General features: G+C 68.3%; 15 protein-coding genes. 4 read left to right on the top strand and 11 right to left on the bottom strand.

Annotated features, from left to right (window positions below; genetic code table 11):
* Positions 1 to 12: 12 nt before the first annotated feature.
* From EJ105_RS13925 to EJ105_RS13910, 4 genes are read right to left on the bottom strand one after another with little or no spacing between them, the layout of a single operon-like run.
* Positions 13 to 729 carry an ABC transporter ATP-binding protein gene (locus tag EJ105_RS13925; protein ID WP_250166795.1) on the bottom strand — a complete coding sequence of 239 codons (717 nt, stop codon included), beginning with the start codon at positions 727 to 729 and terminating at the stop codon, positions 13 to 15.
* Positions 726 to 1484 carry an ABC transporter ATP-binding protein gene (locus EJ105_RS13920; RefSeq protein WP_029557586.1) on the bottom strand — a complete coding sequence of 253 codons (759 nt, stop codon included), beginning with the start codon at positions 1482 to 1484 and terminating at the stop codon, positions 726 to 728. Before EJ105_RS13920 ends, EJ105_RS13925 begins: the two co-directional genes overlap by 4 nt.
* A complete protein-coding gene (locus EJ105_RS13915; protein WP_250166794.1) occupies positions 1471 to 2451 on the bottom strand; it encodes a branched-chain amino acid ABC transporter permease in 981 nt (326 codons plus the stop codon). The genes EJ105_RS13920 and EJ105_RS13915 overlap by 14 nt, the downstream gene beginning before the upstream one ends.
* On the bottom strand, positions 2448 to 3320 hold the full coding sequence (locus EJ105_RS13910) for a branched-chain amino acid ABC transporter permease (protein ID WP_024280023.1): 873 nt from the start codon (positions 3318 to 3320) through the stop codon (positions 2448 to 2450). Before EJ105_RS13910 ends, EJ105_RS13915 begins: the two co-directional genes overlap by 4 nt.
* A 159-nt stretch (positions 3321 to 3479) precedes the next feature.
* On the opposite strand from EJ105_RS13910, the gene EJ105_RS13905 reads away from it, so the two are divergent.
* Genes EJ105_RS13905 through EJ105_RS13895 form a run of 3 tightly spaced genes read left to right on the top strand, consistent with a single transcriptional unit; the run spans position 3480 to position 5612 of the window.
* Positions 3480 to 4226, top strand: coding sequence for a GntR family transcriptional regulator (locus EJ105_RS13905; RefSeq protein WP_250166793.1), 747 nt, complete (start codon positions 3480 to 3482; stop codon positions 4224 to 4226).
* Between the two features lie 20 nt (positions 4227 to 4246).
* Positions 4247 to 4582, top strand: a complete 336-nt coding sequence (locus EJ105_RS13900) for a hypothetical protein (protein ID WP_051679102.1) — start codon at positions 4247 to 4249, stop codon at positions 4580 to 4582.
* Entirely contained in the window at positions 4575 to 5612 is a 1038-nt protein-coding gene (locus tag EJ105_RS13895) for a CobW family GTP-binding protein (protein ID WP_250166792.1), read from the top strand. Before EJ105_RS13900 ends, EJ105_RS13895 begins: the two co-directional genes overlap by 8 nt.
* A 16-nt stretch (positions 5613 to 5628) precedes the next feature.
* Here the strand turns inward: EJ105_RS13895 and EJ105_RS13890 are convergent, their stop codons facing one another.
* The 5 genes from EJ105_RS13890 to EJ105_RS13870 form a co-directional block, all read right to left on the bottom strand.
* Positions 5629 to 6420 carry an ABC transporter ATP-binding protein gene (locus EJ105_RS13890; RefSeq protein ID WP_250166791.1) on the bottom strand — a complete coding sequence of 264 codons (792 nt, stop codon included), beginning with the start codon at positions 6418 to 6420 and terminating at the stop codon, positions 5629 to 5631.
* 5 nt (positions 6421 to 6425) lie between these two features.
* A complete protein-coding gene (locus tag EJ105_RS13885; RefSeq protein ID WP_250166790.1) occupies positions 6426 to 7232 on the bottom strand; it encodes an ABC transporter permease in 807 nt (268 codons plus the stop codon).
* Positions 7229 to 8635, bottom strand: a complete 1407-nt coding sequence (locus EJ105_RS13880; protein ID WP_250166789.1) for a dihydroorotase — start codon at positions 8633 to 8635, stop codon at positions 7229 to 7231. The genes EJ105_RS13885 and EJ105_RS13880 overlap by 4 nt, the downstream gene beginning before the upstream one ends.
* Positions 8636 to 8696: 61 nt before the next feature.
* Positions 8697 to 9725 carry a CobW family GTP-binding protein gene (locus EJ105_RS13875; protein WP_250166788.1) on the bottom strand — a complete coding sequence of 343 codons (1029 nt, stop codon included), beginning with the start codon at positions 9723 to 9725 and terminating at the stop codon, positions 8697 to 8699.
* 28 nt (positions 9726 to 9753) lie between these two features.
* On the bottom strand, positions 9754 to 10728 hold the full coding sequence (locus tag EJ105_RS13870) for an ABC transporter substrate-binding protein (protein WP_250166787.1): 975 nt from the start codon (positions 10726 to 10728) through the stop codon (positions 9754 to 9756).
* Between the two features lie 155 nt (positions 10729 to 10883).
* On the opposite strand from EJ105_RS13870, the gene EJ105_RS13865 reads away from it, so the two are divergent.
* Positions 10884 to 11642, top strand: coding sequence for an IclR family transcriptional regulator (locus tag EJ105_RS13865; RefSeq protein ID WP_284145451.1), 759 nt, complete (start codon positions 10884 to 10886; stop codon positions 11640 to 11642).
* 76 nt (positions 11643 to 11718) lie between these two features.
* Here EJ105_RS13865 and EJ105_RS13860 read toward each other — a convergent pair whose 3' ends face one another.
* Both EJ105_RS13860 and EJ105_RS13855 read right to left on the bottom strand, forming a co-directional pair.
* Entirely contained in the window at positions 11719 to 12648 is a 930-nt protein-coding gene (locus tag EJ105_RS13860; RefSeq protein WP_250166785.1) for a dihydrodipicolinate synthase family protein, read from the bottom strand.
* 11 nt (positions 12649 to 12659) lie between these two features.
* The gene (locus EJ105_RS13855) at positions 12660 to 13445 is read right to left on the bottom strand and encodes an SDR family oxidoreductase (protein WP_250166784.1); all 786 of its coding nucleotides are present in this window, start codon (positions 13443 to 13445) and stop codon (positions 12660 to 12662) included.
* Between the last annotated feature and the right edge of the window lie 30 nt (positions 13446 to 13475).

Below are 13475 nucleotides of genomic sequence, written 5' to 3'. Positions count from 1 at the left end.
GGTTGAGGCACGTCAGTTGAGGCCGAGATAGGCGGCGCGGATGTCCTCGCGCCGCAGAAGGTCGTCCGCCGGGCCGTCGATGGTGATGCGGCCGGTGTCCAGCACGTAGCCGCGGGTGGCGATCTCCAGCGCGAGGCCCACGTCCTGCTCCACCAGCAGCACGGTGATGCCGCGCTCGCGGTTCACGAGGCGCACGGCCTCCGCGATGCGATCGACGATGACCGGGGCGAGGCCCAGCGACATCTCATCCACGAGCAGAAGGCTCGGCCGCGCCATCAGGGCCCGGCCGATGGCGCACATCTGCTGCTCGCCGCCGGACATGAGCCCGGCGAGCCGGCCTTCCAGCCGAACCAGTTCGGGGAAAAGCTTGAAGACGAAAGCGAGGTCGTCGTCCTCGCCCGTGCGGTCCGGGCGTGCGGTGGCGCCGAGCTTCAAATTCTGGCGCACGGTGAGGCCGGCGAACAGGCGACGGCCCTCCGGCACCATGGCGATGCCGCGCCGGGCGCGCTCATAGGGCTTCAGCGGATTAAGGTCCGCGCCGGCGAAGCGCATCTGGCCCGCCCTCACCGGCACGAGGCCGGTGAGGGCGCGCAGTAGGGTGGTCTTGCCCGCGCCGTTCGCGCCCACCAGGGCGACAATCTCGCCTTCCGCCATGTCGAAGCCCACGTCCCACAGGACGCGGCTGTCGCCATAGGCCACCGCGAGGCCTTCGACCGAGAGAAGGCTCATCGTGCTCCTCCCGCTGCGGCGTGCGCCTTGGCGAAGCGCTGGCCGAGATAGGCCTCCACCACCTTGGGGTCGGACACCACGTCGTCCGGCACCCCCTCGGCGAGCTTGGCGCCGAAATTCAGCACCATGATGCGGTCGCAGAGTGCCAGCACCGCCTTCATCACATGCTCAATGACGACCACGGTGAGGCCGGCCTGCTTGAGGCTCTTCACGAGGTCGATCATGCGTTCGATCTCCGTGTGGTTGAGGCCCGCCATCACCTCGTCGAACAGGATGATGCGCGGCCCCATGGCGAGCGCGCGGGCCACCTCCAGGCGCTTTCTGTCGGCAAGGGTGAGCTGCGGCGGCATGAAGGCGGCCTTGGGCGCAAGGCCGGTGCGCTCCAGCGCGGCATCGGCCGCGGCGAGCCAGGCGTCGCGGGTGCGCAGCCGCGCATGGCCGAACATGGCGCCGATGGCGACATTCTCCCGCACGCTCATGGCCTTGAACGGCTGCACGATCTGGAAGGTGCGGGCGATGCCGAGGCGGGAAAGGCGATGCGGCGGCAGGCCGGTGACATCCTCCCCGGCGAAGCGGATGGAGCCGCCATTGAGCTTGTAGACGGCGGAAATGGCGTTCAGCAGCGTGGTCTTGCCGGCACCGTTGGGGCCGATGACGCCGAACACTTCGCCCTCCTCCACGCGGAAGGAGACGCCGGCCAGCGCCTTCACGCCGCCGAAGCGGATTTCGAGGTCGTTCGCCTCAAGCAGCGCCATGGCGCGACCTCCACCGCTGGATCAGGGAGCGCCCCGCCACCAGCATCCCATTGGGGGCGACGAGGCAGATGACGACGATGAGCACGCCGAACACGATCTGGTGCGCCTGCAGGAAGCCGCCCCACACCAAAGTGGAGAGGAATTCCAGCACGAAGGCGCCCAGCACCGGCCCGATCACCGTGCCCATGCCGCCGAGGATCAGCATCATGTAGGCCTTCACGCCGATGGCGGGATCGAACGCGCTGGCCGGCTCGATGAAGGTGATCCAGTAGGCCCACACGCCGCCGGCAAAGCCGGTGATACCGGCGGAGATGGCCCAGGCCGCGACCTTGGTGGCGGTGGTGTCGATGCCCATCACCCCCGCCGCACGCTCGCCATCTCGGATGGCCCGCAGCGCGTAGCCGAAGGGGCGGGTGAGGATGAACGCCACCAGCAAAGTGGAGACGACCATGCCGGCCAGCATCACCAGATAGATGGCGCGGTAGAGCGGCCCCGGTGGCAGGTCCGAAAGCGGCAGCGGCAGGCCTTCGGCGCCGCCGGTGACGCCGCCCACCTGGATGACCAGCTGGATGGCGGCAAGGTTCAGCGCGACGGTCGCGATGGCGAAGTAATGCCCCCTCAGCCGCAGGATGGGCCAGCCAACGATGCCCGCCACCAGCGCCGAGAAGGCGACCGCCGCCACCAGCGCCACTGGAAAGGGCGCGCCCAGCGTCATGGCGACGCCGCTGGCATAGGCGCCGAAGCCGAAGAACACCGCATTGCCGAAGGCGTGATAGCCGGTGAGGCCGACGATGACGTTCAGCCCCTGCGTGACCGTGGCGTACATGAACACCGTGGTCAGCACCCGCAGCCAGTAATTGTTGAGGGCGAGGGGCGCCAGCGCGAGAACCACCGTGCCGATAGCGAAGAAGGCCCAGAAGAGAAGCGCGCGGCGCCGCGCGCCCGAGGGAGAGGCTGGCGCGCTCATGCGTGCTCCCCGAAGAAGGCGCGGCCGAACAGGCCCTGCGGACGCAGCGCCAGCACCAGAAGGAACAGGCCGAAGCCGACGATCTCCTGATAATTGGCACCGAGGAAGTAGCCGGCCCAGGCCTGCACGAGGCCGTAGATGAATCCGGCGACGATGCACCCCTCCACGGAGCCGATGCCGCCCAAAACGGTGATGACGAACACCGCGCTCAGGAAGGTGACACCCATGCCCGGCATTACAGGAAACAGCATTGAGGCGAGCGAGCCGGTCGCCCCCGCCAGCGCCGCGCCGGCACCCGCCGTCAGCGCGTAGATGCGCTCGGGATTAATGCCCATGAGGGAGGAGACCTCCCGGTCGAGCGCCGTGGCGAGGATCATCTGCCCGGCACGGGTGAAGCGCAGGAAGGCGAAGAAGGCGATGCCGAGGGTGACGGAGAAGCCCGCCGCGATGAGGCGCACCACTGGCACGAGGATGCCGAACACCTCGATGGAGCTCGCCGCATAGGACGAGTTCACCGAGCGCACGTCGGAGGTGAAGGCGATGGAGACCGCATCCACCATCACAAGCTCGATGCCGAAGGTCACCACCAGCGATAGGAGCAGGCTGGTGCGGATGATGCGGTTCAGCACCAGCACCTGCAGCGCATAGCCGAGCGCGAACATGGCGATCATGGAGACCGGAATGGAGGCGATCGGATCAAGCCCCGCGAACCGGAACAGGCCGTAGGTGATGTAGGCGCCCAGCATGATGAAGCCGGTGTGGGCCAGGTTGATGACCCCCATGACGCCCCAGACCATCGAAAATCCGATGGTGGCGATGCCATAGAGGCCGCCCAGAAGCAGCCCGTTGGCGGTGGCTTGCCAAAGCACCGTTACCCCTCCAAATCGTTGATTTTGCAATGTTATATGCTTGACGGAAGGCTTATTTATACATATTTTATGCAAAATAAATTGAGTCATGCAACAACGATGTCTGAACGAAGCGCACAAAGAAGCCGCACCCGTGCCGCCGGACGCGGCACTCTCGAGGTGCCCACCGCACCCAAGGCCGGGATCTCCAAGGGGGGATCGAGCGAGTTCGCCTATCAGGTGATCCGCGCCGAGATCGTCTCGCTGGCCCTCGCGCCCGGCTCCGACCTCGACGAGGCGGCGCTGGTGAGCCGCCTCGGCCTGTCACGCACGCCGTTGCGCGAGGCCCTCGTCCGCCTCGCCGGAGAGGGGTTGGTGCAGATCCTGCCCAACCGGGGCACGCGGGTCGCGCCCATGGGGTGGAACGACATTCGCGAGCATCTGGAGGCCTTCGACCTCTCGCAGCGCCTCGTCACCCGGTGGGCGGCGCTGCGGCGGACGGAGGCGCAGATCGCCGCCATCGACGCCCAGCGGGAGGCCTTCGAGGCGGCGACGGCGCGGCGGGATTCCGAGGCCATGCTGGAGATCAACTGGCGCTTCCATGCCGCCATCGCCGCCTGCTGCCGCAATGGCGTGGTGGAGCGCTTCTATCTCCAGCTGCTCACCACCAATCTGCGCATCTCGCGCCTCGCCATGACCTACGACTGCTTCGCGACCGAGGAGGCGTATGACGCGCACATCGGCAACATCATCCGCGAGCATCGCGAGATGGTGGAGGCGATCCGCGCCCGCGACGCCGACCGGGCGGATGCCCTCGGCAGCTCCCACGCCGGGCTCGCCCGCAAGCGCGTTTCCGAATGCCTCACCCAGAGCATGCTGTCGGACATGGAACTGCCGCTCGGCGGCGCGCCCGACAGCCTCGCCTGATCTCGAGAAGGAAAACCGCTATGTGCGAGGTGTGCGCGATCTTCGGTGCGGGAGAGCATTGGAGCGATTTCGCCCGGCAGCGCGACGATCGCTTTCCGTTCGAGGATATCCTGCACTATCGCGCGGAGCGCCGGCGGCGCATCGCCATGCTGAATGCGCTAGTTCAGCCCCTCGGCCTCGTCTGCGAGGATTGGGACGGGGAGGCGCTTGCGCTCACCGACGCGCGCGGCCGCACCAAGATCGCGCCGACGCTGGGCGATGTCTGGCCCATCGCGGAAAGCCTCTCCGGTCGCGGCATCGATCCCTTGTCCGAGGATTTCATCGCGCCCATGCGGGAGGCCCCGGCCCATGGATGAGCGCCTGCCTCTGATCGTCGTGACCGGCTTCCTTGGCTCGGGCAAGACGACGCTCATCCGCCGCTTCATCGAGACCGCGGAGGGCGGCGATTCCGGCCTCATGGTCAATGAGTTCGGCGAGGCGGGCGTCGATCATCGCCTGCTGGTGCATGCCAGCGAGGCGGTGGAGCTGATCGACGGTGGCTGCCTGTGCTGCGCGCGCCGCGCCGATGTCGCCAAGGCGATGCACGATCTGGTGCGCATGGCGAAGGACGGTTCCAGAGCCGGCGGGGGCCTGCGACGCGCCATCCTCGAAACGTCGGGGCTGGCTGATCCCGCGCCCGTCATCGCGACCCTCGCCCGCGACCCATGGCTCAAGGCGCATGTGCGCCTCGCCTCCGTCGTGGCGGTGGTGGATGCGGTGGCGGGCCTGCGCAATCTGGAGCATCGGCCCGAGGCGCGCCGGCAAGTGGCCATCGCCGATACGGTGGTCATCACCAAGGGCGACATGCGCGCTGCCGAGCCGACGGCCCGCCTCGCCGCCGCGGTGCGTGCCATCTCCCCCGACGCGCGCATCCTCGACATTCAGGACGAGACGTTCCGGCTCGGCGATGTGCTGGCCGGGCGCGAAAGCCTCCATGCTCCGCCGTCGCCGTTCCTGGCCGACGCCCCGGACCATGATTCCGAGGTCTCGTCCTTCACGCTGCCCATCGAGGGGGCGCTGGACTGGCCGGCCTTCACGCTCTGGCTGTCTGCGCTGCTCCACGCCCACGGCGACCGCATCCTGCGGGTGAAGGGGCTGCTGCGGACCACATCGTCGGACCGGCCGCTGGCCATCCACGGCGTGCAGCATGTGATGCATCCGCCGACGCATCTGAGCGCGGACGACGGCGGGCCGTCCTTCCTCGTCTTCATCGCGCGCGGCATCCGCAAGGCCGAGATTGAGCGCAGCCTCGCCCGTGCGCTCGATCTGTGCGGCAGCGGGGCCAACGTGCCCGAGCCGGTGCGGCGCGGTGCGCCCCTCCGCGAAGGCGCCGCCCCGGCGGCGTGAGCAACGGGCCGGAAGGTCAGGCACGGTTGTCGGCGACCGCGCTCCTCACCTCGTGCTCGATGAGGTGCCAGATCCGGTCCACGAGCGCGCCGAAGGCCTCGTGGCGCTTCACCTCCAATGCGCGCGGACGCGGCAGGGGGATCGGGATTTCCTCGCGCACCGAGCCGGGCCGGGCGGAAAAGACGATCACGCGGTCGGAGAGGAACACCGCCTCGTCGATCTGGTGGGTGATGAGGAGCACGGTGGTGCCGCTCTTCTGCCAGATGTTGAGCAGCTCCGTCTGCATGATCTCCCGCGTCTGGGCATCGAGGGCCGCGAACGGCTCGTCCAGCAGCAGGATCTTCGGGTTCACCGCCAGCGCGCGGGCAACGTTCACCCGCTGGCGCATGCCGCCGGAGAGCTGGTGCGGATAGTGCTGCTCGAAGCCCTTCAATCCCGCCATGTCGATGAAGCGCTGGGCGGTGGCGTGGGCATCGCGCTTGGGCGTGCCGGCGATGGTGAGGCCGTAGGCGACATTGTCGATCACCGGCTTCCACGGCAGCAGCGCATCCTGCTGGAACACCATGGCGCGGTCGGCGCCCGGCCGTGTCACCGTGTGCCCCGAGACCTTCACCACGCCGGAGGAGGCCGGGAGCAGGCCGTCGATGATGCGCAGCAGCGTCGACTTGCCCGATCCGCTCGCCCCCACGATGGAGACGAACTCGCCTTCCCGGATGGTGAGGTTGATGTCGCGCAGCGCCTCCACGGAGGGCTTGCCCGTGCGCTCGAAGACCTTGTTGATGCCTTCGATGGAGAGAGCCTGTGCCATCCGGTTCACTCCTGTCGCCACGGCGCGAGCCGGCGTTCCAGCCACTCGAAGAAGATGCTGCCCATGAGGCCGAGCATGCCGAGCATGATGACGTAGGCGAGCAGTGTCGCGGTGTCGAAGCTCTGTCCGGCGGCCAGGATGGCGAAGCCGAAGCCGGCGAAGGAGCCGAAGAATTCGGCGATGATGATGGCCACCAGCGCCCGCGCCCAGGCGACGCGGATGCCGGAGACGATGAAGGGCAGCGCGAAGGGCAGCGATACGGTGGTGAACACCTGCCAGCGCGAGGCGTTGAAGGAGCGCGCCGCCTCGATGAGATTCTTGTCGGTGGCCTTGAGGCCGGTTTCCGTCGTCACCAGCACCGGGAAGATGGTGAAGATGGTGACGAGCACGAACTTGGAGGCGAAGCCCAGCCCCAGCCACGCGATGAACAGTGGCGCCAGCGCCACCAGCGGCACCGAGTTCAGCGCCGTCAGCATGGGCCCGGCGGTGAGGGCCAGCAGCCGGCTGGACGCCAGCGCGAGGCCGATGGCGACGCCGATCAGCACCGCCACCGGGAAGGACGCCGCCACCGCGCTCACGGTGGCGAGCGCGTTGGTCCACAGCGCGCCGTTGGCGCTCTCCTTGGCGAGCGCGCGGAACACCTCCGCCGGAGGCACCAGCAGGAGCTTGTTGGTGACCACATAGGTCGCCAGCACCTGCCAGATCACCAGCACGAAGGCGAGCGAGATCAGCATCCGCAGGAGACCTGCGGCGCGCGAGCGCCCTTCGAGGAAGTCGTAGACGCTGCGCCAGAAGGGAGCGGCTGCGGTCATTCCGCCGCCGCCTTGTGCGCGTGGCGGGCGGTGGAGACGGCCTGCCTGCCGTATCCCTTCTCGCCCACCACCTTGCCGTCGAGATAGATGGTGCGGCCGCGCAGGATGGTGCGCACCGGCTTGCCCTTGAAGCGGCGGCCGGCATAGGGGCTCCAGCCGACGAGGGAGAGCACGTCCTCGTCGCGCACCTCATATTCGGTCTCGAGGTCGACCAGCACGAGGTCGGCGTCATAGCCGGGCTTGATCTCGCCCTTGCGATCGAGCCGGAACAGGCGGGCCGGGCGGGTGGAGGTGGCTTCCACCACGCGTTCCAGCGGCAGCTTGCCCTCGGTGGCGGCGGTGAGGAACATGGAGAGGTAGAACTGGGTCGAGGGCGTGCCGGTATGGGCCTTCCAGCCGTCGGTCCAGCCGATCTCCTTTTCCTCGCGGGTGTGCGGAGCGTGATCGGTGGCGATGATGTCGATGGTGCCGTCGCGCACGCCCTCCCACAGGCCGGGCACGTTCTTCTCCGGCACCCAGTAGGACAGGGCATAGGAGCCGAGGCGCTGGATCGCGGCCCATTCGCAGCCGAGGAACAGCGCCCACGGGTTCAGCTCGCACGTCACCTTCTGCCCGCGCGCCTTGGCCTCGCGGATGAGCTGGACCGAGCCGGCGGTCTGGGTGTGCAGGATGTGGAGATGGCAGCCGGCCGCCTTCTGCAGGCGCAGCAGGGTGGCGATGGCGGTCTCCCAGATCACGCCGTCATGGGCGGCGTAGGCCTTGGCGTAGGCGAGGGCGTCGCGCTCCCCGCGCGCCCAGAATTCCTGCTCGATCACGTCCATCAGCGCCTGATCGTGGGGATGGATCATGAGCGGCACGTCGTGCGCCGCCGCCGCCTGCATGATCTCCAGGATCTTGCCATGGTCATGCACGCCGATACCCGGCATGTGCGGATAGGAGCGGCCGGTGTCCACCACCATGAAGAACTTGAAGGCGGCGATGCCGGTCGCTGCCATCGCCGGCACTTCCTCCAGGATGGTGGGGGCGGGATTGAAGTTCCAGTCCACCACCGCGTCGCGCTCATAGATGGCGAACTGCTTCTCCAGCAGGTCCATGGTGTTGGGCGGCGGGGTCACGTTGGGCATGGCGACCGAGGTGGTCACACCGCCGGCGGCGCACTGGAGCGTCGAGGTATAGATGGTGTCCTTGTATTCGAAGCCCGGCAGCGAGCCCTCGCGGTGGTGCGAGTGCATGTCGATGACGCCGGGCAGGATGGCAAGGCCCTTCGCGTCGATGATCTCGGCGGCGGCCGGCTCCAGCCCCGGCTCGAAGATGCCGGCGATGGCCCCGTCCTTGATGCCGATGGAGGCCTCGAAGCGGCCGTCGGCGGTCACGACGAGGCCGTTCTTGATGATGGTATCCAAGCTACTCTCCCGAGGACGAGGCCCGCGCGGGCCGATTTGAAAGTGAAGGGCCGGCGGCGCGTCAGGACGCGAGATCGAGCGCCACGGGGCGGGTGCGGATCACGTCCAGCACCTCGGTCACGTAGGCCTGCGACAGCCCGCGCGTGATGAAGACGATGCGCGAGCCCGCCATCCCTTCCGGCCAGGCGGACAGCTCCACCGGCGGCGAGAACAGGCGCTGCACCGCCTGCACGACGACGGGCTTGCTGCGGCCGGCGATGGCGAGGATGCCCTTTACCCGCAGCAGGTCATCGCCATGGGCGATGGCCAATGCATCGAGCCACGCCGAGACGTGTTCCCAATGGAGGGGCTCCTCGAAGGCGAGGCAGAAAGAGCCGATATCCTCGCGATGCTGCACGGGGTCCGCCGCCTCGAAAGCCTCCGCCCGCAGCCAGGCGCGCACTTCGCTCGGGCGGGTGTTTGGGTCGGCGGGGTCGATGCCGTCGAGCAGGGTGGGCTGGGCGAGGTGGGTGAGCGAGGACAGATGCAGCCGCGCGCCGGGCGAAAGGCCGGCGATGCGGGCTTCCAGTGGGGCTAAGTCGGCGCCTGCGAGATCCGCCTTGGTCAGCACCACCTCATCGGCGACGCCCACCTGTTTGCGCGCCTCCGCGTGGCGGTCGAGCGTACCCATGCCCTGCACCGCATCCACCGCCGTCACCACCCGCCCGAGGCGATAGGTGCGCGCCACCGGAAAGGTGATGAGCGCCTGGATCACCGGGCCGGGATCGGCCATGCCGGTGGTCTCGATGATGACCCGTGCGAACGCTTTCACCTCGCCCCGCGCGCGCTTCTCGGTGAGGTCGCGCAGCGTCTCCACGAGGTCGCCCTTCACCGTGCAGCACAGGCAGCCGGTGGAGAGCTCGATGGTGTTGTCGGAGCTGGCGGCGATGAGCGCATGGTCGATGCCGATCTCGCCGAACTCGTTGACGATGACGGCCGCGTCGCTCAGCGCCGGGTCGCGCAGCCACCCGTTGAGCAGGGTGGTCTTGCCCGATCCGAGGAAGCCCGTGAGCAGCGTCACCGGCGTCCGCATGTCGCGAAAATGGGCCATGGTGTCGGCTCCTCTCGCTGCGCTCCGCTCACTTGCCGGCGACGTAGCTCGGGTCGTAGTAGCGCTTGAGGTCGAAGGCCTGTGACGCGGGATCGCCACCCACCGCGGCGTCGATCTTGTAGAGGTTTTCAAGGCCGGCCGCGGGGACGGAGAGATCGGCGGGGATGGCCTTCTGCTCCTTCACGATGAAGGCGTAGGAATCCTCCACCACGTCGCGCGGCGTCTTGGTGTAGGCGGCGAGCACGTCGATGGCCGCATCCTTGTTGGCCGGATTGTCGATGAAGGCGGCCGCCTCCTTCAGCGCCTGTGTCAGCGCGATGGCGGCGGGTCGCGTGGCGGGCGCTTCACCCCAGGACTTGTTCAGCACGAGGGGGGTCTGGACATAGGGCTCGCGATAGACATCAAGCAGCACGGCACCCTCGCGCCCGGCGAGGGTGTCGAACGGGGCGATGAGCAGCGCGCCGGCCACCTGACCGTTGCCCATGGCGATGATGCGGTCGCGGGAATTGGCGATGGACACCATCTGCGCGCCGGCCGGGTCCACGCCCGCCTGCTTCAGCTGATACTTCAGGAGGTTGGCGGTGCCGCCCTTGACCGCGCCCGCGGTGAGCGGCTTGCCGGCGAGATCCTTCATGGAGCCGGTGCCCTTGGCGCCGTAGAGGCGCAGGATGGTCTTGTCGAGCACCGCGCCGGCGATGATGACCGGGGCGCCCTTGTCGATGGCCCGCACCGCGAGATCGCCGAGGGCGATGCCCGCATCCGCGCTGCCGGACGCGACCGCCTGCAGCAGCGCCGGGCTGTCCGATGCGCGCAGCTCGCGCACGGCGATGTTCCGCTTGTCGTAGAAGCCCTTGTCCACGGCGATGGCGTGCAGCCACAACAGCGCACTCGGGGCCAGAACGGCGAGCTTCACTTCGGTCTTGGGCGCCTGTGCATGAGCCCCTGCGAGCGGAAGGCTGAGGGCGAGGGCGGCGGCAACGAGGCGGGGAAGGACGCGCTTCATCATCTCTCTCCGGAAGGGGGACGCGTCTTGCCGCGCGTCATCTGCCGAAAGAGTGCTCGAACTTTCCATCTCCTTCAAGCATAATTCGCAACAGGTAGGAATTTTGCGAAATTCTTACTGAATGATATAAAGTATCATTCTTCGGGAGGGCGAGGTTGGCCAGCAGGATTCTTCAGGTCATGGGACTGTTTCGCGGACGCCCCTGGCCGCTGACGGTGGAGGAGATCGCCCAGGAGACGGGCGTGTCCCAGAGTTCCGCCTATCGCGACGTGCAGGAGCTTTGCCGGGCCGGCTTCCTCGATCCCGTCATCGGCGCCGGCTATGTGCTCGGCCCCGCCTTCATCGAGTATGACCGGCTGCTGCGGCAGGGGGACACGCTGATCCCCATCGCTTCGCGGGTTATGCACGAGCTGCTCGACCAGACCACCCAGCGCGCGACGGCGATCCTGTGCCGGCGCTATCGCGACACGGTGATGTGCGTGCATCAGGAGCACGGCACCGCGCCCCATCCCATCACCACCTACGAGCGGGGCGTGGCCATGCCGCTCTTCGCCGGCGCGTCCTCGAAGGTGGTGCTAGCCCATCTTGATGACCGCTCGCTGAAGCGCATCTATCTCGACAACGAAGACACCATCCGCGCCCGTCTCGGACACGGCGACTGGAAAGCCTTCAAGGCCGAGGTGCGCGCCATCCGCCGCGACGGCGTGGTGGAGACGGTCTCGGAGGTCGCCGAGGGTCGCGCGGGCATCGCGGCGCCGGTCCTCGTCAACAAGCAGGTCATCGCCGGGGTCAGCCTCGTGCTCGCGGCCGAGGATCTCGCCGGGGCGTCGCCAGCCATCCGCGCCGCGGTCATCGAGGCGGGGCGGCGGATTTCGGAGGAGATCGCCGGCAGCGGCACGTGGGTGGCGCGGTAGATTGGGGCTCTGAAAACGAACCGCGGCGGCCCCGTCTGCCAGAGCCGCCGCGATCGAGAACGTCAGACGTCGGCGCTCAGATCGCCGCGCGCGGATCGTGCCGGGCGAGGCGGGAGAGCAGATAGTCCACTTCCGCCCGCGCGGTGGCGGAGAGCGCCGAGCCCGGCTTGCGCTGGGCGTCGGAGGCGATGAAGCCGCGCTTCATCATCACATATTTGCGCACCGCGAGGCCGACGCCCTGCTGCTGCTCGTAGCGCATGAGCGGCAGGTGCGCGTCGAACAGGTCATGCGCCTTGTCCCGCTCGCCGGCCTTCTGCAGCTTCACCACCTCGCCCAGCATCTCGGGGAAGGCGTAGCCGGTCATGGCGCCGTCCGCCCCGCGCTCCATCTCGAAATCGAGGAACAGGCCGCCATTGCCGGTGAGGATGGAGATGGGGCGCATGGAGCCTTCCTTCTGGAAGGCGCGCAGCGCCGTGATCTTCTCCAGGCCCGGCCAGTCCTCGTGCTTCAGCATCACGCAGGAGGGGTTCTCCTCAACGATCTGGCGGATGACCTTCGGCGTCATCTGCACGGTGAGGGTGAGCGGATAATCCTGGATGACGAAGGGGATATCGTCGCCGATGGCCTCGATGGCCTGCCGGTAATAGCCGGTGATCTGGTCGTCCGTGCGCAGGCTCGGCGGCGGGGCGATCATGACGCCGGCCGCACCCTTGTCCATGGCGGCGCGCGCCAGCCAGCGCATGGCGGCAAGGCCCGGCGCAGAGACGCCGACGATGACCGGCAGCCGGCCGAAGCCGGCGATGAAGCGCGCGGTGATGGCGAGGGATTCCTCCGGCTCCAGCTTGGGCGCCTCGCCCATGATGCCGAGCACCGTCACGCCGGTGGCACCGGCCGCGAGATAGCGCGCGATCAGGGTGTCGAGGGAGCCCTCGTCGATCTTCCCGTCCGGCGTGAACGGGGTGGGGGCGATGGGGAACAGGCCGGAGGCGCTGGCGTCGAGAAGCATGATGAACCCGATCAGATGCTGGCGATGAGGCCGCCATCCACGCGGATGACCGAGCCGTTGACATAGGATGAGGGCGTGCCGGCGAGGAAGGCCACCACGTTGGCATATTCCTGCGGGTCGCCGTAGCGGCCGACGGGGATGGAGGCCGTGCTTTCCGCCGCCACCTCTTCCACGGTGCGGTTCTCGCGCTCGGCCTTCTTGGCGTCGAGGAACTTGATGCGGTCGGTGGCGATGCGGCCGGGCAGGATGATGTTGGCGGTGATGCCGTCGCGCGCCACCTCGCGGGAGAGCGTCTTGGACCAGCCCACCAGCGACAGGCGCAGCGCGTTGGAGATGGCAAGGTTCGGAATGGGAGCCACCACGCCGGAGGAGGTGGAGGTGATGATGCGGCCCCACTTGCGCGCCCGCATGCCGGGCAGCACCCGGTCGGCGATGGCGATCACCGAGAGCACCATGTCGTTGAAGCTCTTGGCCCACAGCGCCGGGTCCTGCCCGGCGGCCGGGGTGGGGGGCGGGCCGCCCGTGTTGTTCACCAGCACGTCCACCGGGCCGAGCTTCGCCTCGATCTCGGCGATGCGCGCATCGATGCCGGCGAGGTCGGAAAGGTCGAACTTGAGCGCCATCGCCTCGCCGCCCACGGCTGCGATGCACTCCGCCACTGCACCGGCGGCGGCGAGGTCGATGTCGCCCAGCGCCACCTTCGCGCCTTCGGCCGCCAGCGTCGCCGCGATGGCGCTGCCGAGCCCGCCGCCTGCGCCGAGCACGAGGGCCGTCTTGCCTTTCAGTCCGAGATCCATGGTCCATCCTTCGTCATGTCGGCAGGGGGG

This window comes from Xanthobacter aminoxidans (assembly GCF_023571765.1).
GTDB classification, from domain to species: domain Bacteria; phylum Pseudomonadota; class Alphaproteobacteria; order Rhizobiales; family Xanthobacteraceae; genus Xanthobacter; species Xanthobacter aminoxidans.
The sequence above is the reverse complement of the archived record's forward strand: the minus strand, read 5'-3'. Positions and strand labels throughout refer to the sequence as shown.

Bases quoted from the DNA above. Each gene is read 5' to 3' on its own strand.
- EJ105_RS13890 (WP_250166791.1), bottom strand. From the start codon at position 6,420: ATGGCACAGGCTCTCTCCATCGAAGGCATCAACAAGGTCTTCGAGCGC.
- EJ105_RS13870 (WP_250166787.1), bottom strand. From the start codon at position 10,728: ATGAAGCGCGTCCTTCCCCGCCTCGTTGCCGCCGCCCTCGCCCTCAGC.
- EJ105_RS13900 (WP_051679102.1), top strand. From the start codon at position 4,247: ATGTGCGAGGTGTGCGCGATCTTCGGTGCGGGAGAGCATTGGAGCGAT.
- EJ105_RS13855 (WP_250166784.1), bottom strand. From the start codon at position 13,445: ATGGATCTCGGACTGAAAGGCAAGACGGCCCTCGTGCTCGGCGCAGGC.
- EJ105_RS13915 (WP_250166794.1), bottom strand. From the start codon at position 2,451: ATGAGCGCGCCAGCCTCTCCCTCGGGCGCGCGGCGCCGCGCGCTTCTC.
- EJ105_RS13885 (WP_250166790.1), bottom strand. From the start codon at position 7,232: ATGACCGCAGCCGCTCCCTTCTGGCGCAGCGTCTACGACTTCCTCGAA.
- EJ105_RS13920 (WP_029557586.1), bottom strand. From the start codon at position 1,484: ATGGCGCTGCTTGAGGCGAACGACCTCGAAATCCGCTTCGGCGGCGTG.
- EJ105_RS13860 (WP_250166785.1), bottom strand. From the start codon at position 12,648: ATGCTTCTCGACGCCAGCGCCTCCGGCCTGTTCCCCATCGCCCCCACC.
- EJ105_RS13895 (WP_250166792.1), top strand. From the start codon at position 4,575: ATGGATGAGCGCCTGCCTCTGATCGTCGTGACCGGCTTCCTTGGCTCG.
- EJ105_RS13925 (WP_250166795.1), bottom strand. From the start codon at position 729: ATGAGCCTTCTCTCGGTCGAAGGCCTCGCGGTGGCCTATGGCGACAGC.
- EJ105_RS13875 (WP_250166788.1), bottom strand. From the start codon at position 9,725: ATGGCCCATTTTCGCGACATGCGGACGCCGGTGACGCTGCTCACGGGC.